This is a genomic window from Acidiphilium sp. JA12-A1, assembly GCF_000724705.2.
Classification (GTDB): domain Bacteria; phylum Pseudomonadota; class Alphaproteobacteria; order Acetobacterales; family Acetobacteraceae; genus Acidiphilium; species Acidiphilium multivorum.
The window spans coordinates 1-19271 of sequence record NZ_JFHO01000079.1 but is presented as its reverse complement, the minus strand read 5'-3'; the positions used below and the strand labels follow the sequence as shown (position 1 = coordinate 19271).

Genomic DNA, 19271 nt, shown 5'->3' with positions numbered 1-19271 from the left:
GATCAGGCCATTTCCCGGGTTGTCGCCGCTTGCGGCCCGGCGCCGGCGCGGCGCAGCCGCTCCAGCGCCGCCGCCGCGGCACCGTCATCGATCGCGCGGGCCGCCAGCGCCGCGCCCTCGCGCAGGGTTTCCGCCCGTCCCGCCACCATCAGCGCCGCCGCCGCGTTCAGCAGCACGGCGCCGCGATAGGCGCCGGGCGCGCCGGCGAGCAGGTCGCGCAGCGCCGCGGCGTTGTGCGCGGCATCGCCGCCGATGATCGCCTCCAGCGGCGCGCGGGCGAGCCCGGCATCCTCCGGGCTCACCCTCATCTCGACGATCCGCCCGCCCTCGAGCGAGACGACATGGCTCTCCCCGGCGATGGTCAGCTCGTCCAGCCCCTGGCCATGCACCACCATCGCCCGCTCGGTGCCGAGCCCGGCCAGCGTCTCCGCCATCGGCCGCGCCCAGGCGGGGTCGAACACGCCCACCAGCTGCCGCTTCACCGAGGCCGGGTTGGCGAGCGGCCCGAGCAGGTTGAAGATCGTGCGGGTGCCGAGCGCGATCCGCGCCGCGGCGGCGTGGCGCAGCCCGGCATGGTGGCGCGGCGCGTAGAGGAACACGCAGCCCGCCTCGCGCAGGATCGCCGCCAGGCTCTCGAAGGGCGGCTCCACCGGTACGCCGAGCGCGGCCAGCACATCCGCCGCCCCGGCGCGCGAGGAGAGCGCGCGGTTGCCGTGCTTGGCCACCGGCACGCCGGCGCCGGCGAGCACGAAGGTCACCGCGGTCGAGATGTTGAGCGTGCCCACGCCGTCGCCGCCGGTGCCGCAGACATCGATCGCCCCCGGCGGCGCCGCGATCGGCCGCATCCGCGCGCGCATCGCCCGCACCGCGCCGGTCAGCTCCGCCACCGTCTCGCGCCGCACCCGCATCGCCATCAGCATCCCGGCGATCTGCGCGTCATTCGCCTTGCCGTCGATCACCGCGCCGAACGCCGCCTCGGCCAGCTCCTCGGACATCGTCTCGCCCCGCCCCAGCCGGTCGAGCACCGGCTTGAGATCGGCGAGGATCTCGCCCGGCCCCTGGTTCCGCCCGCGGGCGATGCCGAGGAAGTTGCGCAGCAGCGTGTGCCCGTGCGCGGTGGCGATGCTCTCGGGGTGGAACTGCACGCCGAAGATCGGCAGGTCGCGGTGCCGCAACCCCATGATCAGCCCGTCCTCGGTGAAGGCGGTGGGGATCAGCGTCTCCGGCAGCCCCTCGCGCTCCACGATCAGCGAGTGATAGCGCGTCGCCTCGAACGGGTCGGGCAGCGTCTCGAACACGTCCGAGCCCTGGTGCCGGATCGGCGAGATCTTGCCATGCATCGGCACCGGCGCGCGCACCACCCGCCCGCCGAAGGCCTGGCCGATCGCCTGGTGCCCGAGGCAGACGCCGAGAATCGGCACCTTGCCGGCCGCCGCCGCGATGAGGTCGAGGCAGATCCCCGCCTCGTTCGGCGTGCACGGCCCGGGCGAGAGCACGATCGCCTCCGGCCGCATCGCCAGCGCCTCCTCCACGCTGATCCGGTCGTTGCGGTGCACCGCGCATTCCGCCCCGAGATCGCCGAAGAACTGGACGAGGTTGAAGGTGAAACTGTCGTAGTTGTCGATCAGCAGGATCATCGGGCCGGCGCCTCGTTGGGGGTGACGTACTGGCCGGCATCCTCGGCGGCGCGGAACAGCGCGCGCGCCTTGGCGTGGCTCTCGGCGAGCTCGGCGTCGGGGTCGGAATCGGCGACGATGCCGACCCCGGCCTGGACATAGAGCCGCCCGTCCCTGATCAGCGCGGTGCGCAGCGCGATGCAGGTATCCATCGTGCCGTTGGCGGCGAAATAGCCGATGCACCCGCCATAGAGCCCGCGCCGGCTGGGCTCGAACTCCTCGATGATCTCCATCGCCCGCACCTTCGGCGCGCCCGAGAGCGTGCCCGCCGGGAAGCCGGCGATCAGCGCGTCCAGCGCGTCCGCCTCGGGCCGGATGCGGCCCTCGACATTCGAGGAGATGTGCATCACGTGCGAGAACCGCTCGATCACGAAACTCTCGGTCACGTTGACCGAGCCGATCTCGGCGACGCGGCCGACATCGTTGCGCGCGAGGTCGAGCAGCATCAGGTGCTCGGCGCGCTCCTTCGGGTCCTCCAGCAGCTCGGTCTCCAGCGCCTCGTCCTCGGCGCGCGTCGCCCCGCGCCGGCGCGTGCCGGCCAGCGGGCGGATCGTCACCGTGCCGTCGCGCAGCCGCACCAGGATCTCCGGGCTGGAGCCGACCGCCTGATAGGCGCCGAAATCGAGGAAGAACAGGAACGGCGCCGGGTTGATCCGCCGCAGCGAGCGATACAGCGCGAAGGGCGGGAGCGTGAATTCCTGCTCGAAGCGCTGGCTCGCCACCACCTGGAACACGTCGCCGGCGGCGATGTAGTCCTTGCCCCGCAGCACCATCGCGCGGAACTCGTCCTCGCTCATGTTCGAGGTCGCCGGCCCGGCCGGCGCGGCATGGCCGGGCAGCGCCGGCGTCGGCCGGTCGAGCGCCGCCATCGCCGCCTCGATCCGCCCGGTCGCGAGGCTCCAGGCCTCCGCCGCCGAAACCCCCGCGCGCGGCCAGACCGGTGCGGCCAGCGTGATCTCGTCGCGCACCGAATCGAAAATCGCGAACACCCCCGGCCGCATCAGCACGGCGTCGGGAATCCCGAGCACGTCCGGCTTCACCGCCGGCAGCTCCTCCATCAGCCGCACCATGTCGTAGCCGAGATAGCCGACCAGCCCGCCGGTCATCGGCGGCAGGTGGTCCGGCAGGTCGAGCCGCGTCGCCGCGATCAGGTCGCGCAGGCTCTCGAAGGCCGGGCGCGGATCGGCCGCGTAGCCTTCCGCGTCCGCCGCCGGGTCGCGGTTCACGCTCACCTGGCCGCGGTCGCACCGCCAGATCAGGTCCGGCGCGAAGCCGATCACCGAATAGCGCCCGCGCGCCGCCCCGCCCTCGACGCTTTCGAGCAGGAAGGAATGCGCCGTGCCGTGCGCGAGCTTGAGGAAGGCGGCGACCGGCGTGATCAGGTCGGCGGCGAGCAGTCGCCAGGCCAGCGCGCCCCGCCCGGCATCGTAGGCGGCGCGGAAACGGGCGTGCTGGTCGGTCTCGGGTGTCATCTCGCTGGCCTCAATTGCTGATCTGGTTCAGCAGCTTCGTGTTGATCTTCACATGGTCGCGCTGGCGCAGCGCCGCGGCATAGGTCTGCAGCACGTCTTCCTGCATCGACTGGCCGAGCGAATCGGCCACCCGCTGGTGGAACGCCTTGTCGCTGCCCGGCTTCGGCTCGGCGATGTCGCTCACCACGCCGACGACGAAGCCCTCCTGCGTCTGCACCATGGTGGGCGCGCCCTTCTTCAGGCTGAACGCCACCTGGGCGAGCTGCGGCGGCACGCCCTTGGCCGGCTTCGCGCGCGTCATCGGCGCCGAGGTCGTCACCGTCAGCCCCGCCGCCGAGGCCGCCGCCGCCAGGGTCTTGCCGCCCTTCACCGCGGTCAGCAGCTTCGCCGCCGCCACCTCCTCCTGCCGCTCCACCTGCGCGCCGGTCCAGTCGGCCAGCACGTCGGCCTTCACCTTGTCATAGGGCTTGAGCGCCGGCTTGATGATCCGGTGCACCGCGATGGCGTAATAGCTGTCGCCCGGCCCGCTCACCGCCTGCGGGGTGTTGCCCGGCGCGGTGGCGAAAATCGCCTTGACGATCGCCTGCCGCAGCGCCGCCGGCCCGGGAATCCCCGCCGGCTTGCCGTCCACCGTCATGCCCTCGCGGTCCACGCTCACCCGCGCCTTGGCGAGATGCAGGCTGGCCGGCAGCTTGCCGAGCGCCGTGCTGCCCGCCAGCGCGTCCTGCAGGTGGCTCAGCGTGTTGTCCACCACGTTGCGCGCCTTGCGCAGCTGGATCTCGGCGCGGATCTGGTCCGCCACCGCCGAGAGCGGCTTGTCGCCGCCGGCGACGGCCTTCGTCACCTTGAACACATAGGTGCCGAGCGCCCCCTTCACCGGCGCGGAAACCTCGCCCGGCGTCGCCGCGAACGCCGCCTTGGCCAGCGTGGCCGAGGGCAGGTCGGAGGGCTTCGCGTCGGTCATGACGATGGCGGTGGCCGTCGCCGCGGCGGCCGCCTTCTGCATCGCCGCCCAGTCGGCCCCGCCCTTCCACGCCTTGGCCAGCGCCGCGGCGCTCTTCGCATCCTCCGCGGTGATGATCTCGACGGTCCGCGTCGGCGTCTGCGCGAATTTCGCCTTCTCCTGCTGATACTGCGCCGCGATCTCCGCCTGCGACACCGCCTCGCCCCTGGCGATCAGCGCCGGCGAGAGCACGACGACATCCGCATCGCGCAGCGCCGGCGTCGAGAACCGCCCCGGATGATCCCGCCAGTAGCGCCGCAGCACGGTCTCGGCCGGCGCCGGCGGCGGGTTGGCGGCGGCGAAGGGCAGCTGCGCGAACTGCACCGTCCGCTCCTGCGCGGCATAGGCGAAGATCTGGTCCACCAGCGGCGCCGGCGCGCTCACCCCGGCGGTCACCGCATCGATAATCTGCGACGTCTTCAGCCCGCTGGCGATCTCGGCCATGAACGCCGCCGGCGTCAGGTTGTGGTTGGCGAGCACGGCGTTGAACGTCGCCTTGTCGAACTTGCCGTCCGGCCCGTGGAACGCCGGAATCGCGAAGACCTGCTGGCGGATCGCCGCGGGCGGTGCCACCACCCCCATCCGCCGCGCCTCCAGCTCCATCGCCGCGCGGTCGATCGCGGTGCCCAGCGCCTGGTCGGCGAACAGCCGGCGCTCGCCCTTGCTCGGCTCGCGGCCGCTGTTCTGCGTCGCATAGGCGTTCAGCGTGCGCTGGTAGGCGGCATTCACCGCCTCGATCTTGATCGGCTGCCCGCCCACCGTCGCGATCGCGTCGGACGCGCCGATGCCCATCACCACGCTGGAGACGCCCCAGAACACGAACACGCCGATCAGCACGACGAAAAACGCGCGCACGATCCAGTTGTCGAGCAGTTGGCGGATCATCGAAAGCATGCGGCAGAACCCTCATCCAGCGGGAAAGCCGCGTCTTACCACGGGCGCGCCCGATTGCCACCCGGCCCCGCCTCGTCTACCTCGGTCGCGCCACGTCAGGAGGACAAGCGCATGCCCCAGCTGATCGCCGGAAACTGGAAGATGAACGGCACCCTCGCCGGCATTGCCGCCTATGCCGCCGCCCTGCGTCCCGCCTCCCCGGGCGCGGAGCTGCTGGTCTGCCCGCCGGCGCCGCTGATCGCCCCGCTGCGCGCCGCCCTCGACGGCGCCCCGGTCGCCCTCGGCGCGCAGGACTGCGCGGTGAAGCGCTCCGGCGCGCATACCGGCGACCTCTCGGCCGACCTGCTGGCCGAGCTCGGCGCCACCCATGTCATCCTCGGCCATTCCGAGCGCCGCGCCGATCACGCCGAATCCTCCGCGACCGTGCGCGAGAAGGCGCGCACCGCGATCGCCGCCGGCCTGGTCCCGATCATCTGCGTCGGCGAAACCGAGGCCGAGCGCGATTCCGGCGAGGCCGAAACCGTGGTCCGCGCCCAGCTCGCCGGCAGCCTGCCGGAGGAGCTGGCCGGCCAGACCGTCCCCGGCGTCGTCGCCCCCGGCATCATCGCCTACGAGCCGGTCTGGGCGATCGGCACCGGCCGCACCCCCACCGAGGAGGACGTCGCGGCGATGCACGCCTCGATCCGCGCCGCCCTGCGCCGCCAGCTCGGCGCCGCCGGCGCGACGATGCCGATCCTCTACGGCGGCTCGGTCAAGCCCTCCAACGCGGCGTCCCTGCTCGCCCTGCCCGAGGTCGGCGGCGCCCTGGTCGGCGGCGCCAGCCTCAAGGCAGAGGACTTCCTGGCGATTGCCTCCGCCGCGGCGCGGGACTAGAGGACGCCGTCGACCCGACAATCGGGCATCCCCGCCCCGCCGGATGGTTCCATCCGGCGGGCTGATGCTCTAGAACCCGCGCGTCACTCCGAAAGGCCGCCACGCTCCCATGATCACCGTTCTGCTCGTCCTCCAGGCGTTCATCACCATTGCCCTGATCGGCGTCGTGCTGATCCAGCGCAGCGAGGGCGGCGGCCTCGGCCTCGGCACCAGCCAGGGCATGGGCAGCTTCATGACCGGGCGCGGCACCGCCAACCTGCTCACCCGCGTCACCGCGGTGCTGGCGACTCTGTTCATGGTGCTCTCGCTCGTCCTCGCCCTGCTCTACCGGCATGGCGGCGGCGGCTCGGCCGAATCGATCCTGAACGCGCCGCCGCCGGCAAGCCCCGCGAAGAAGGCGGCCCCGGCCTCGCCGCTCGCCCCGCTGCCGCCCATCCCCGGCGAATCGACGCCCGCGACCACCCCGCCCGCCGCGCCGGCCCCCGCCGCACCGAACTCTGCCGCGCCGAATACGGCGACGCCGAAGCCCGCCTCGCCGGTGCCGGCCCCGTCGAAACCCGCGCAGAGCGCCCCGGCGCCGACAAGGCAGTAATGCGCGCGCCCTCATCTGCCCGGCGCGGGGTTTTGCACCGCGCCGCCCTCTGCTATGGCGGAAGCCCATGACCCGGTATGTGTTCATCACCGGCGGCGTGGTTTCCTCGCTCGGCAAGGGTATCGCCTCCGCCTCCCTCGGCGCGCTGCTGCAGGCGCGCGGCTATTCGGTCCGCCTGCGCAAGCTCGACCCCTATCTCAACGTCGATCCGGGCACGATGAGCCCGTACCAGCACGGCGAGGTCTTCGTCACCGACGACGGCGCCGAGACCGATCTCGATCTCGGCCATTACGAGCGCTTCACCGGCGTGCACGCCACCAAGTCGGACAACGCGACCACCGGGCGCATCTATTCCGAGGTCATCGCCCGCGAGCGCCGCGGCGACTATCTCGGCGCCACCGTGCAGGTCATCCCCCACATCACCGACGCCATCAAGCAGGCCATCCTGCGCGAGACCGCCGGGCTCGATTTCGTCCTCGTCGAGATCGGCGGCACGGTGGGCGACATCGAGAGCCTGCCCTTCCTCGAGGCCATCCGCCAGCTCGGCAACGAGCTCGGCCCGCATGATGCGATGTTCGTCCACCTCACCCTGGTGCCCTACATCCCGAGCGCCGGCGAGCTGAAGACCAAGCCCACCCAGCATTCCGTCAAGGAACTGCTGAATGTCGGCATCCAGCCGCACATGCTGATCTGCCGCTGCGACCGGCCGATCCCCGAGGGCGAGCGCCGCAAGATCGCGCTGTTCTGCAATGTCCGCCCCGAGGCGGTGGTCCCCGCCCTCGATGTCGGCACGATCTACGAGGTGCCGATCTCCTATCACGAGGCCGGGCTCGACCGCGAGGTGCTCCGCCATTTCGGCCTGCCGCACGATGCCGAGCCCGATCTCGGCCGCTGGCGCCGCATCGTCGAGACGGTGCGCAACCCCGAGGGCGAGGTCACCATCGCCGTCGTCGGCAAATACACCAACCTGCTCGACTCCTATAAGTCGCTCGGCGAGGCGCTGACCCATGGCGGCATCGCCAACCGGGTGCGGGTCCGGCTCGACTGGGTCGATTCCGAGATCTTCGAGCAGCCCGGCGCCGTCGCCCGGCTCGACGGGGTGCACGGCATCCTCGTCCCCGGCGGCTTCGGCGAGCGCGGCACCGGCGGCAAGATCGAGGCGGTGCGCTTCGCCCGCGAGCGCCACGTCCCCTTCCTCGGCATCTGCTTCGGCATGCAGATGGCGGTGATCGAGGCGGCGCGGAACCTCGCCGGCCTGCCCGGCGCCTCCTCCACCGAGTTCGGCCCCTGCGAGGTGCCGGTGGTCGGCCTGCTCACCGAATGGGCCCGCGGCAACGAGATCGAGCGCCGCGCCGCCGAGGGCGATCTCGGCGGCACCATGCGCCTCGGCGCCTATGCCGCCACCCTGGTCGAGGGCAGCCTGGTCCGCGCCGTCTATGGCGACGCCGCGACGATCGAGGAACGCCACCGCCACCGCTACGAGGTCAACATCCACTACCGCGAGCGGCTGGAATCCGCCGGCCTGCGCTTCTCCGGCCTCTCGCCGGACGGGCTGCTGCCGGAAATCGTCGAATACCCCGACCATCCCTGGTTCATCGGCGTGCAGTACCACCCCGAGCTGAAATCCAAACCCTTCGACCCGCACCCGCTCTTCGCCGGCTTCATCGAGGCGGCGGTCAAGCAGATGAGGCTGGTATGATCATGAAGACGGTCGAGATCGGCGAGCTGCGCGTCGGCAACGACCTGCCCTTCACCCTCATCGCCGGCCCCTGCCAGATCGAGAGCGCGGAGCATGCGGGCGAGGTCGCCGGCGCGCTCGCGGCGATGACGCGCGAACTCGGCATCGGCCTGATCTTCAAGTCGAGCTACGACAAGGCCAACCGCACCTCGCTCACCGCCGGCCGCGGCGTCGGCATGGCGCAGGGGTTGCAGATCCTCGCCGATATCCGGGCGAAATTCGGCATCCCCGTGCTGACCGACGTGCACGACGCCGCCCAGTGCGCCCCCGCCGCCGAGGCGGTGGACGTGCTGCAGATCCCCGCCTTCCTCTGCCGCCAGACCGACCTGCTGCTCGCCGCCGGCCATACCGGTCGGGCGATCAACGTCAAGAAGGGCCAGTTCCTGGCGCCGTGGGACATGCGCAACGTCGCCGCCAAGATCGCCAGCACCGGCAACGAGCGCATCCTGCTCACCGAGCGCGGCGCCTCCTTCGGCTACAACACCCTGGTCTCCGACCTGCGCGCCTTGCCGATCATGGCGCAGACCGGCTACCCCGTGGTGTTCGACGCGACCCATTCGGTCCAGCAGCCAGGCGGCCAGGGCACCGCCTCGGGCGGCCAGCGCGAATTCGCCCCGATCCTCGCCCGCGCGGCGCTCGCGGTCGGCTGCGCCGCGGTCTTCATCGAGTGCCATCCCGACCCCGACCACGCACCCTCCGACGGGCCGAACATGATCAGGCTGGCGGAGATGCCCGCCCTGCTCGCCCGGCTGCAACAGTTCGACCGCCTCGCCAAATCTGCCTGACGCCGGCTCCCGCCGCACCCTGTTCGGGCAGCCCTATTCGGGCAACCCGCGCCGCAGGTCCGACAGCGTCGCCTCCAGGTCGATGGCGCGGTGCGAGAGGATCTCCAGCTCCCGGTCCTCCAGCGGATCGGCGTCCGGCCGCAGCCGCCGCCGTTCCGCCAGCGCCGCGTCCCGCTCCGTCAGCAGCTGCATGATCTCGTCGCGATACAGGCCGAACACCCCGGCCACCACCCGGCTGGCGACGTCCCCGCCGGAGGGCGCATAGCGCGCCGCCACCGCCCGCGCCGCCGGCGCCGGGAGAAAAACCTCCTCCGTCACCCAGCGATTGGTGGTGAACAGCCCCGCCGGCCGCCCGGTGGCATCGAGCACGATGGCGACGAGGTGATGCGGCGCCGCCGCCGAATGCCGCCCGCCCGGCCGGTGAAAGCAATGGATATGCCCGGCCTCCGCCGCGCGCGTGCCGGAATCATGGGCGTGGAAATAGAACTGCGCCCGGCTCGCCTCGTCCCACGCATCCTCCTCCGGGTAGTGCCGGAAGGCGACGAAGGGATCGTCGCCGACGAGGGCGGCGATCAGGTTGCCGCCCCCCGCCTCGGCCTCGCGCAGCGCGGCGACCAGCCCGGCCGCCGCCAGCAGCCGCGCGTCATCCATCTATTTCGACGAGCACTTCCCGGATTTCGACATGTCCGACCCCTTGGACATGTCCGACCCCTTCGACATGCCCGATCCGTTGGACATGCCCGACCCGTTCGACATGCCCGACCCGTTCGACATGCCGGACTTCGACGATTTCGTGGCCTTCGCGCCGGAGCACATGCCGCTGCCGCTGGTGGCGGCCTGCGCCGGCAGCGCCGCGGCGAGCCCGGCGATGGCGACGGCGGAGCCCAGGGTCAGCGCGGCACGGCTGATGGTCTTGCGTTCGGGCATCGGATATTCCTCCTTCTGAATAGGTGCCCTGCACGTAGCGCGGAACCCATCGCGGTCAAGGCAGATGGAGGCGGATTCACGGCACCGCAAAGCGGCGCGCTATTTCTCGACGAAGGCCTTCTCGATCACGTATTCGCCCGGCCGCGACGAGCTGCCCTCGGTGAAGCCGCGCACTTCCAGCAGCGTCGTCATGTCGTCGAGGAAGGCGGGGCTGCCGCACAGCATCACCCGGTCGTCCTTCGGCCCGAGCGGCGGCAGGTCGATCCCCGGCCCGAAATTGCCGGTTTCGAGAATCTGGGTGATCCGCCCGTTATGCCGGAACGGCTCGCGCGTCACCGTCGGGTAATACAGCAGCTGCTTGGAGACCTGCGCGCCGATGAACTCGTCCGCCGGCAGGATCTTGGTGATGTATTCCTCATAGGCGAGGTCGCTGACATGCCGGCAGCCATGGATCAGCACCACCTGGCGGAACCGCTCGTAAATGTCCGGCTCGCGGATGATGCTCATGAACGGCGCCAGCCCGGTCCCGGTGCCGAGCAGGTAGAGCCGCTCGCCGGGGTGCATGTTGTCGGCGAGCAGCGTGCCGGTCGGCTTGCGCCCCACCAGCACCGGATCGCCCGGCTTCACGTGCTGCAACCGCGAGGTCAGCGGCCCGTCCGGCACCTTGATGCTGAAGAATTCCAGATGGTCGTCATAGCTGGCGCTGGCCATCGAATAGGCGCGCAGCAGCTTCTTGCCCTCGACCTCGAGCCCGATCATGGTGAACTGCCCGGCGACGAAGCGGAACGCCGGGTCGCGCGTCACGGTGAAGCTGAACAGCCGGTCCGTCCAGTGATGGACCTGCGTGACGGTCTCGGTATTGAAGGCGCTCATCTGTCGCGAAGACTCCGTCGCTCGTGCGGCCGCCGGCCGGCCCTGATCGATCAACTTAATTACGGACGGGGCGGTCGATATCAACCCCGCCCGTCACAAGTCTGCCCCGGCCGGCGCAGCGGGCCTCGCCGCCCTCTCGACAAGGAGAGCCGCTTTGGCCAAAACCCGCGCAGACCAAGGAGACGAACCCATGAGCCAGACCTATGTGGACGCGGCGGGCCTGCGCGTCGCCGCCGAGCTTCACCAGTTCATCGAGACCGAGGCGCTGCCCGGCACCGGGATCGAGTCCGGCGCCTTCTGGCAGGGTTTCGCCGGCCTCATCGCCCGTCACGCCCCCCGCAACGCCGAGCTCCTCGCCGAGCGCGACCGTCTCCAGGCCGCGATCGACGACTGGCACCGCTCCCGCCGCGGCCAGCCGGTCGACCCCGCCGCCTACGAGGCCTTCCTGCGCGAGATCGGCTACCTCAGGCCCGAGCCCGGCGACGTGAAGGTCACCTCCGAGCGCGTCGATCCCGAAATCGCCGCCATCGCCGGCCCGCAGCTCGTCGTGCCGGTGATGAACGCCCGCTACGCGCTGAACGCCGCCAATGCCCGCTGGGGCAGCCTCTACGACGCGCTCTACGGCACCGACGCGATTCCGGAGTCCGGCGGCCTCGAGCGCGGCAAGGCCTACAACCCGCAACGCGGCGCCGCCGTCGTCGCCCGCGGCCGCGCCTTCCTCGACGATCATTTCCCGCTCGCCACCGGCAGCCACGCCGATGTCCGCGCCTGGCGCGTGCACCACGGCCATCTCGCCGCCGTGCTCGAAAGCGGCGAGACCGGCCTGAAGCACGCCGCCCAGTTCGCCGGCTATCGCGGCGAGCCCGCCGCCCCCACCGCCGTCCTGCTCCGCCACCACAACCTGCATGTCGAGATCGCGATCGACCCGACCAGCCCGATCGGCCGCACCGACAAGGCCGGCGTCGCCGACCTCATCGTCGAATCCGCGATCAGCACGATCATGGACGCCGAGGACAGCGTCGCCGCCGTCGATGCCGAGGACAAGGTGCTGGTCTACCGCAACTGGCTCGGCCTGATGGCCGGCACGCTCAGCGAACAGGTCGAGAAGGGCGGCAAGACCTTCACCCGCGCCCTCAACCCCGACCGCGCCTACACCGCGCCGGACGGCTCGACCCTCACCCTCCCCGGCCGCGTGCTGATGCTGGTCCGCAATGTCGGCCACCACATCTATACCGACACCGTGCTCGACGCCGCCGGCAAGCCGATCCCCGAGACGATCCTCGACCTCGTGGTCACCTCCCTCTGCGGCCTGCACGACATCCGCCGCACCGCCGGCCTGCGCAACTCCCGCGCCGGCTCGGTCTACATCGTCAAGCCGAAGATGCACGGCGCCGACGAGGTGGCCTACGCCAACGGCCTCTTCGCCGCGACCGAATCCCTCCTCGGCCTCGCGCCGGACACGCTGAAGATGGGCATCATGGACGAGGAGCGCCGCACCTCGGCCAATCTCAAGGCCTGCATCGCCGCCGCCGCCAGCCGCATCTTCTTCATCAACACCGGCTTCCTCGACCGCACCGGCGACGAGATCCACACCTCGATCGAGGCCGGCCCGATGATCCGCAAGAACGAGATCAGGAACACGCCCTGGATCAAGGCCTATGAGGACCGCAACGTCGATATCGGCATCGTCTGCGGCCTGCCCGGCCACGCCCAGATCGGCAAGGGCATGTGGGCCGCGCCCGACGCGATGGCGGCGATGCTCGAACAGAAGGTCGGCCACCCCCGCGCCGGCGCCAACACCGCCTGGGTGCCCTCGCCCACCGCGGCCACGCTGCACGCCCTGCACTACCACATGGTCGATGTCGCCGCCCGCCAGGCCGAGCTCGCCGCCCGCCCGATGGGCTCCCTCGCCGACCTGCTGACCATCCCGCTGGCCGACCGCCCGAACTGGCGGCCGGAGGACATCCAGCAGGAGCTCGACAACAACGCCCAGGGCATCCTCGGCTACGTCGTCCGCTGGATCGACCAGGGCATCGGCTGCTCCAAGGTGCCGGACATCCACAACGTCGCGCTGATGGAAGACCGCGCCACCCTGCGCATCTCCGCCCAGCACATCGCCAACTGGCTGCACCACGGCATCGTCTCCGAGGCCCAGGTGATGGAGACGATGAAGCGCATGGCCGCGGTGGTCGATGGCCAGAACGCCGGCGACCCGGCCTACCGCAACATGGCCCCGGGCTTCGACGGCGTCGCCTTCCAGGCGGCGTGCGACCTCGTCTTCAAGGGCCGCACCCAGCCGAACGGCTACACCGAGTTCATCCTGCACGACCGCCGGCGCGAGGCCAAAGCCTCCGCCTGATTTTTCGCGCCTCCACCGCCGCCGCGTCCGCACCGGGCGCGGCGGCCGGCACTCCCCGCGCCCTCACGGGCCGCGGAATGTGTCAGGCGGAACGGAGCAGAAACTCAGCTCCGCGTCGGCGTCGGGTCGATCACGTTGGCGCAGGTATCGGTCGGCGCCGCCGCCACCGGCCCGACCAGCGGGACGATCTTCAGCCCCGCCGACGTCACCCGGCACGGCGCCGCCACCAGCCCGCACCCCGACAGCGCCCCGGCCACCAGGCCCAGCAGCGCCGTCGTCCCGATCCATCTCATCACATTCGTGCTCATCCCCCCAGACTGAACCACTCCCACCCTACCGCGTCCATACCGGCGGATTGTGTCTCAGAAATGTGGAGACATTCTCATTTAGTTACGCTAATGTTTCAGTCATGGTGTCCAGTCAAAATCGATCCGCTTTCGCCTATGATTATGCGGCACAACAAAATCTGGCGGTCATCCGGCCGATCGCGGAAGCATTGTCCGCCCACATGGCCGATGATTTCTATAAATTCCTCGCCGACGAACCGGACATGGCCGAAACCCTGCGCCATCTCAGCGACACGGAATTTGTCGGCCTGCAAAATAAACTGCGGAATTACGTCGGTTTCATCCTCTCGGACCGCCTGACCGACGCCGATCACCGCGCCACCGCCCGCCGGCTCGGCCGCCTGCACGGCCAGCTCGGCATCCGCCCGCGCTGGCTGATCCAGCTCTACAGCCACCTGCAATCCAATCTCCAGCAGGCGATCCGCGCCACCGTCCCCGAAAGCGAGGCGCGCGAGGCCGCCGCCGCGATCGTCTGCCACCGCATCTTCGCCGACCTGCGCGAGCAGTTCGCCGGCTACGAGGAGCTGGAGGCCGAAATCGCCGCCTCCCTCGCGCAATGCGAAACCCTCGCCCTCGAATCGACCAACTTCAACGACCTCGTCACCGGCGTGCTCGAACTGCTGGGCGGCTTCACCGGCACGGTCTCCGCCTTCTTCGCCCGGGTCGACCATGAGGGCGAATTGCAGATCGAGGCCTCCGCCGGCGCCGCCGGCCCGCGCTACCACCAGGCCATGGAGTCCGGCGAGGTGCCGCGGATCAGCATCGACCCCGATCTCGAGGCCGGCCGCGGCCCCGGCGGCCGCGCCTGGCGCGAGAGCCGCATCATCTGCTCGGATGCCTGGTCGATCGAGGCGGAAAACCGTCCCTGGCACGAGCTGGGCCGCCAGCTCGGCTTCCGCTCCAGCGCCGCGGTGCCGATCCTGAACGAGGCCGACCGCACCATCGCCCTGCTCAGCCTCTATGCCGGGGTGCCGCGCTTCTTCTCCGCCCCGCGCATCTACAATTTCCTCCTCCATCTGCAGCAGATGCTGAGCCACGCGGTGCAGCGCTTCAGCCGCGCCCCGGTCATCCCCCTGCACGAGCGCCAGCGCTACCGCCGCCTGCTCGATTCCGGCCGCGTCACCTTCCATTTCCAGCCGATCATCGACCTCGACGACGGCGCCCTGCGCAAGCTCGAGGGCCTCGCCCGGCTGATCGGCGAGGACGACGCCATCGTCGAGCCGAAGCATTTCATGCCCGCCTTCGGCTCGGAGGATCTCTTCCGCCTCTTCGCGATCGGGCTCGACGAGGGGGCGAAGGCCTGCCGCGAGGTCGCCGCCCTCGGCACCGATGTCACCATCGCCCTGAACTTCCCCGCCGAGGGCATGGGCGATCCCCGCTTCATCGACATCCTGTTCGCCAGGATGCGCGCGCACGGCCTGCTGCCCCACCAGATCCAGCTCGAAATCCTCGAGGGCCACGATTTCGGGGTGGACGAAACCGTGCAGCACGATTTCCTCCGCCGCATCCGCGACGCCGGCATCCGCATCGCCGAGGACGATCTCGGCTCCGGCCACAGCTCCCTCCTCCGCCTCGACCGCTTCGGCTTCGACGACGTGAAGATCGACCAGGCCCTGGTGCAGAGCGCGCTCTACCGCCCCGAACGCGCGCTCGAATTCATCCTCTACCTCACCCGCCTCGCCCATTCCTTCGACATGAAGCTGACCGTCGAGGGCCTCGCCAATGCCGGCATGGTCGAGGCCGCCGCCATTCTCGGCGCCGATTACGGCCAGGGCTACGGCATCGCCCGGCCGATGCCGCTGGACCGGCTCGTCGAATGGCATCGCGGGTTCCGCTACAAGGTCGAGGTCACCGCGCCGAAAACCGCGCTCGGCGCCCTCGCCGCCTATCTCGGCTGGTGCATGCGCGCGCAGCAGACCCAGTCCGAGCGCCGCGCCCTCGGCCCGGTGGATGCCGAGGCGAGGATCGCCGCCTATCTCGGCGCCCGCCCCGAGGCCGCCGCCCGCGTCGGCCCGCTGGTCGAGCGCCATTTCGCCGGCGAGTTTTCCTCGCACGAGGAAATCCGCGGCCGCATCGTCCAGGAACTCACCCTGCTCTGGTTCGACGAACTGGCCGAAGCCGGCAGCGACGGCTGAATCGCCCGCCGCGCGCGGCAATCACAGGCCGCGCCCGGCTTCGTCTTGCCCACCCCCCGCCCTTCGTGGTGCTCTGCTGGCATGGACGCCGCAGCACCACACCCCGACGCCGCTGCCCTGTATCCCGACGGCGCTGCCCTGGCCGCCCGCCTCGAGGCGATCGTCGCCGCGCTGTGCGACGTGCTGGCGGCGAAGGGCCTGGCGCGCGGCCTGACCGGCGCGCTGATCGTGCTGGTCTGGACCCGGCTGCGCCGCCTCGCCGCCCGCTTCGCCACACTTTTGATCCGCCCCTCTGCGCCGCCGCGCTGCCGCAATTTCGCTCCGCGCCGCCCGGCGCCCGACACCAAACGCCCCGCGACACCGCGCCCCCTGCCGCGCGGCCGGTTCTGGCTCCGCCGCGCCCTGCCCGAACTCGCCGGCGTCACGGCGCAACTCGCCCACCTTCTCGCCGAACCCGAGATGGCGGCGCTGCTCGAAGCCCGCCCCGCCACCGGCCGCGCGCTCCGCCCGCTCTGCCACCTGCTCGGCCTCCGCCCGCCGCCGTCGCTGCGACTGCCCCGCCCGGCGCCGCCTTTGCGCCCACCCCGCCCGGTCGCGGTTCGGCCACAGCCAGACCCGCCCGAAGCCGCGCCGGTTTCGCGCCCGCGGCCGCCACGCCGCCGTCCCTTCCGTCCGTCCCGCGCCGCCGCGTTTCGCGCCTGAGCGGCCGCATCCCGGCACGCCCTTATCGTTACGTTCACAAAACAATATAATTCCGCAACCCGGCCCCGCGCGTCCGCTCAAGCAGGATTGATGTGGCGGCTCTGGACTCCGCCCCCGCCGGACCAATCTGCCGGACATGGACAGGATCGCGCCTTTCGCTCCCGCGCTCATCCTGGCCGCGCTCGGCATCGCCGTCCTCGGCCTGGCCGGGTGCACCACGACCGCCGGCGCGCCGTATGGCGGCTCCGCCTATTATGCCCCGCCATCCTTCGGCTACGGCGCGCCCTACGGTTACGGCGCCGGCTACGGTCCGGCCTACGGCCCCATCTATCAATACCCGGACTATGCCCCGGACGACGAGCATGCCGACGATGACGACCGGTTCGACGACGACGATCACGATGGAGATCGCGCCGGCGACCACGATGGCGACCATGACGACGACCACGACGGGCACTGACCCGCGCCCCCGTTCCATGCGTGAACGGAATTAGTCTTAGGCAGAACCGGCACGTTCCGCCGCCGCCGCCGCATCGCCACCTCCGGAGCCAAGGCGGGGATCGATCCCCGCATCATGAAAAGGAGTTATCCGATGCGTACTCTCGCAATTGCCGTCACCGCCCTGACCATGCTGGCCGCCCTGGCGCCGCTGGCCGCCCATGCCGATGTCACCAACCCCTCCGGCCAGGCGCAATACACCTCGGCCTCGGCGTCAGCGCCGCAATCCGGCGGCCGGGCGGTCTTCCAGCATCAGCTGAACCGGATCCACCGGCTCGAAGCGCAGCATTAATGTCCCTAAACTGAAGTCCATCGGATTTCAGGCACAGGACATTGAAGCGCCTGCCGATCCTTCCGGATCGGCAGGCGCTTCGCGATTTTGATCAGAACCGGCCCGAAATGGCGAACAGGAAGCGCCAGCGCTCCAGCTTCGCCGCCTCGCGCGGCTTCACCAGCTCGTTGCCGGCGCCGAGCGTCAGCGCGAAATGCTGCAGCAGCGCGACCCGCACGCCGCCGCCGGCCGACGCCCCGGTATCCACCGGATACTGGTAGATCGTCTGCCGGTTCCAGATCCGGCCCCAGTCGACATAGCCGAACGCCGACAACCCCGAGATCAGCTTCGGCGCCACGTGATCGAGGAACGGCAGCTTGTGGCTCAGCTCGGCCGACATCTCGATCCCGCTGTCGCCCGCCATCACCGCCGCCGGATAGGCCCGGCCGAACTCGTCGCCGCCGAACAGGAACTGCTCGCTCCCCGGCAGATGGTTCAGCGCGTACTGGGCGTTGGCCCGCACGGTGAGGAAGAACGATTTCGGCAGCGCCTGCAGCCGCACCAGGCTCACGTCGAACTTGGTGAAGCCCGGCCCGCCATAGGCGAGGCTGCCGCGCCGCGCCCCCAGCGCGTTGATCCCCTCGCTCACCGTGAACGACCCGCTGTCGATCCCGTTCCAGTCCCCCGCCCGCGCGAAGATCAGCCCTTCCCGCAACGTCCGCGTCCGCTCCGAGACCGCCGTCTGCCCGAGCAGCGCCTCGTTGCTGTTCAGGTAGTCCGCCTCCACCGAGGCATCGAGCTGCCGGGTCTGCGTATAGATCAGCGGGTCGGACAGCCGCACGCTCGCGATCTGCGCCGTCCCCGAATTGATCGCCCCGACCGGATGGGTGATCAGCTCGCCCATCGTGACGGTCACGGTCGTCCCGTTGGTCCCGATCGGCTCCTGATGCACGATCCCGTAATACTGGTAGCGGCGGATCCTCGCCGGCGCGCCGAACACCAGCTGGTCGCGCTCGCCCTGGCGGAACAGCCCGTTCACCGTCACGTTCGCCGTGCCCTGCACGATGTCGAGCTGGCGGTCGCCGGCATTGTTCACGTCGAACCCCGCCTCCACCGTCCGGCGATGAATCCCCAGCAGCAGCCGCACGACCCCCGGCTGCCCCGGCATCGGCCGCAGCTCGCTGCCCACCTTGAGGCCGGGAATCGACTGCATCAGCAGCAGGTTCCGCTCCAGCGTCGCCCGGTGCAGCGGCTGGTCCGCGACGATCCGCGCCGCGTAATGCTTCAGCAGCCCGAGGCTCGCGCCCTTCGTGTTGCCCTCGATCGTGACCGCGCCGACATGCCCCTCGATCACCCGCACGACCACCTGGCCGCCGGCGAAGTTCTGCTGCGGCAGCGACACCGAATAGAGCGCCAGCCCCTGATGCTGGCACAGCCGCCCGATCGCGATCAGGATCGCCGAAAGCTGCGCGCTGCCGACGCGATGCCCGACCATCCCCCGCCAGGTCGCCGCCACCGCGGCGGGCGGCAGCGTCGTGGCGCCCTCGACCCGCACCCCGCGCAGCACGAACGGCGAGATGCCCGACACCGAAGGTGTCGGCGGCTTCTGCTTCGGCACCTGCTCCTTCGCCAGGTTGGGCAGCCGCACGCTCTGCCCGAGCTCGTTCTGGTTGATGATATGCGGCGCCAGCTGCGCCCGCGCCGCCGGTGCCAGGCCGGCCAGCAGCAGTATCGCCGGCACGCCAAAGCCCACCGCGCCGCGGGTCCCGCGTCGCGCCCCGAAAGTACCCGTCATTTTTGTTCTCACAGTCCCGTCCGCAAGCCGCCCGATCCCAGATCACATGCAGAGACAGCAAGGGCGGCAGCTTGCGCCGCCGCCCTCTTCCAGACTTAGAGCTGGCTTGTCGCTGTCGAGAGGACGCCTGTCACGGGCGCCAGCGGGCTTGAGCCGCCGCCGGCGCTCCCCAGCGCGCCGGTCAGCGCGCTCGTCAGCGTGCTGGCGGTCGGCGCCAGTTCGGTCGCGGCCCCGCCGGTCGAGCCGCCGGTGGGCAGCGCGCCGGTCACCGTGGAGAGCGTGCCGGTGAGCGGCGCGAGCGCGCCAGTGGCGCTGGTGGTCGAGCCGCCGG

The 19271-nt window shown here is 70.8% G+C and carries 17 protein-coding genes and 1 pseudogene; 10 read left to right on the top strand and 8 right to left on the bottom strand.

The annotated features are described in order from the left end of the window. Positions 1-2: 2 nt before the first annotated feature. The 3 genes from RT91_RS14620 to RT91_RS14610 are packed head-to-tail and all read right to left on the bottom strand — an operon-like array spanning position 3 to position 5045. A complete protein-coding gene (locus RT91_RS14620; RefSeq protein ID WP_035187988.1) occupies positions 3-1637 on the bottom strand; it encodes a bifunctional anthranilate synthase component II/anthranilate phosphoribosyltransferase in 1635 nt (544 codons plus the stop codon). Beyond that, positions 1634-3148, bottom strand: coding sequence for an anthranilate synthase component I (gene trpE, locus RT91_RS14615; protein WP_007422978.1), 1515 nt, complete (start codon positions 3146-3148; stop codon positions 1634-1636). Before trpE ends, RT91_RS14620 begins: the two co-directional genes overlap by 4 nt. Before the next feature lie 10 nt (positions 3149-3158). Next, positions 3159-5045, bottom strand: coding sequence for a peptidylprolyl isomerase (locus tag RT91_RS14610; RefSeq protein WP_035187987.1), 1887 nt, complete (start codon positions 5043-5045; stop codon positions 3159-3161). Positions 5046-5156: 111 nt separating this feature from the next. On the opposite strand from RT91_RS14610, the gene tpiA reads away from it, so the two are divergent. The 4 genes from tpiA to kdsA all read left to right on the top strand — a co-directional run bounded on the left by tpiA (position 5157) and on the right by kdsA (position 9033). Then, entirely contained in the window at positions 5157-5918 is a 762-nt protein-coding gene (gene tpiA, locus RT91_RS14605; RefSeq protein WP_011942092.1) for a triose-phosphate isomerase, read from the top strand. Between the two features lie 109 nt (positions 5919-6027). Further along, the gene (gene secG, locus RT91_RS23055) at positions 6028-6510 is read left to right on the top strand and encodes a preprotein translocase subunit SecG (RefSeq protein ID WP_011942093.1); all 483 of its coding nucleotides are present in this window, start codon (positions 6028-6030) and stop codon (positions 6508-6510) included. Between the two features lie 67 nt (positions 6511-6577). Then, the gene (locus RT91_RS14595) at positions 6578-8209 is read left to right on the top strand and encodes a CTP synthase (protein WP_007424662.1); all 1632 of its coding nucleotides are present in this window, start codon (positions 6578-6580) and stop codon (positions 8207-8209) included. Beyond that, positions 8206-9033: a 3-deoxy-8-phosphooctulonate synthase gene (kdsA, locus tag RT91_RS14590; RefSeq protein ID WP_007424661.1), complete on the top strand. Its 828-nt coding sequence runs from the start codon at positions 8206-8208 to the stop codon at positions 9031-9033. Before RT91_RS14595 ends, kdsA begins: the two co-directional genes overlap by 4 nt. A gap of 33 nt (positions 9034-9066) precedes the next feature. On the opposite strand, the gene RT91_RS14585 is transcribed toward kdsA, so the two are convergent. Further along, complete coding sequence (locus RT91_RS14585) at positions 9067-9684, bottom strand: DUF6969 family protein (protein ID WP_035187984.1); 618 nt, start codon at positions 9682-9684, stop codon at positions 9067-9069. Between the two features lie 31 nt (positions 9685-9715). Here RT91_RS14585 and RT91_RS14580 point away from each other — a divergent pair, with 31 nt between their 5' ends. Continuing rightward, the gene (locus RT91_RS14580) at positions 9716-9979 is read left to right on the top strand and encodes a hypothetical protein (RefSeq protein WP_055726028.1); all 264 of its coding nucleotides are present in this window, start codon (positions 9716-9718) and stop codon (positions 9977-9979) included. Between the two features lie 80 nt (positions 9980-10059). On the opposite strand, the gene RT91_RS14575 is transcribed toward RT91_RS14580, so the two are convergent. Further along, entirely contained in the window at positions 10060-10833 is a 774-nt protein-coding gene (locus RT91_RS14575; RefSeq protein ID WP_007424659.1) for a ferredoxin--NADP reductase, read from the bottom strand. Positions 10834-11023: 190 nt separating this feature from the next. Between RT91_RS14575 and RT91_RS14570 the strand changes: the two genes are divergently transcribed. Then, entirely contained in the window at positions 11024-13192 is a 2169-nt protein-coding gene (locus RT91_RS14570; RefSeq protein ID WP_035187978.1) for a malate synthase G, read from the top strand. Positions 13193-13296: 104 nt separating this feature from the next. On the opposite strand, the gene RT91_RS14565 is transcribed toward RT91_RS14570, so the two are convergent. Continuing rightward, a complete protein-coding gene (locus RT91_RS14565; RefSeq protein ID WP_035188006.1) occupies positions 13297-13485 on the bottom strand; it encodes a DUF6726 family protein in 189 nt (62 codons plus the stop codon). 116 nt (positions 13486-13601) lie between these two features. On the opposite strand from RT91_RS14565, the gene RT91_RS14560 reads away from it, so the two are divergent. From RT91_RS14560 to RT91_RS14545, 4 genes are all read left to right on the top strand, one after another. Next, positions 13602-15674 (top strand): EAL domain-containing protein, encoded by a 2073-nt coding sequence (locus RT91_RS14560; protein WP_007424656.1) that lies wholly within the window; start codon positions 13602-13604, stop codon positions 15672-15674. Positions 15675-15755: 81 nt separating this feature from the next. Beyond that, positions 15756-16376: a hypothetical protein gene (locus RT91_RS14555; RefSeq protein WP_035187975.1), complete on the top strand. Its 621-nt coding sequence runs from the start codon at positions 15756-15758 to the stop codon at positions 16374-16376. A gap of 136 nt (positions 16377-16512) precedes the next feature. After that, positions 16513-16836 carry a hypothetical protein gene (locus tag RT91_RS14550; RefSeq protein WP_007423579.1) on the top strand — a complete coding sequence of 108 codons (324 nt, stop codon included), beginning with the start codon at positions 16513-16515 and terminating at the stop codon, positions 16834-16836. A gap of 132 nt (positions 16837-16968) precedes the next feature. Beyond that, the gene (locus RT91_RS14545; protein ID WP_035187972.1) at positions 16969-17166 is read left to right on the top strand and encodes a hypothetical protein; all 198 of its coding nucleotides are present in this window, start codon (positions 16969-16971) and stop codon (positions 17164-17166) included. A gap of 91 nt (positions 17167-17257) precedes the next feature. On the opposite strand, the gene RT91_RS14540 is transcribed toward RT91_RS14545, so the two are convergent. After that, complete coding sequence (locus RT91_RS14540) at positions 17258-18940, bottom strand: ShlB/FhaC/HecB family hemolysin secretion/activation protein (RefSeq protein ID WP_035187969.1); 1683 nt, start codon at positions 18938-18940, stop codon at positions 17258-17260. Positions 18941-19035: 95 nt separating this feature from the next. Continuing rightward, positions 19036-19271: pseudogene (locus RT91_RS14535) on the bottom strand (hypothetical protein); the annotation flags it as partial.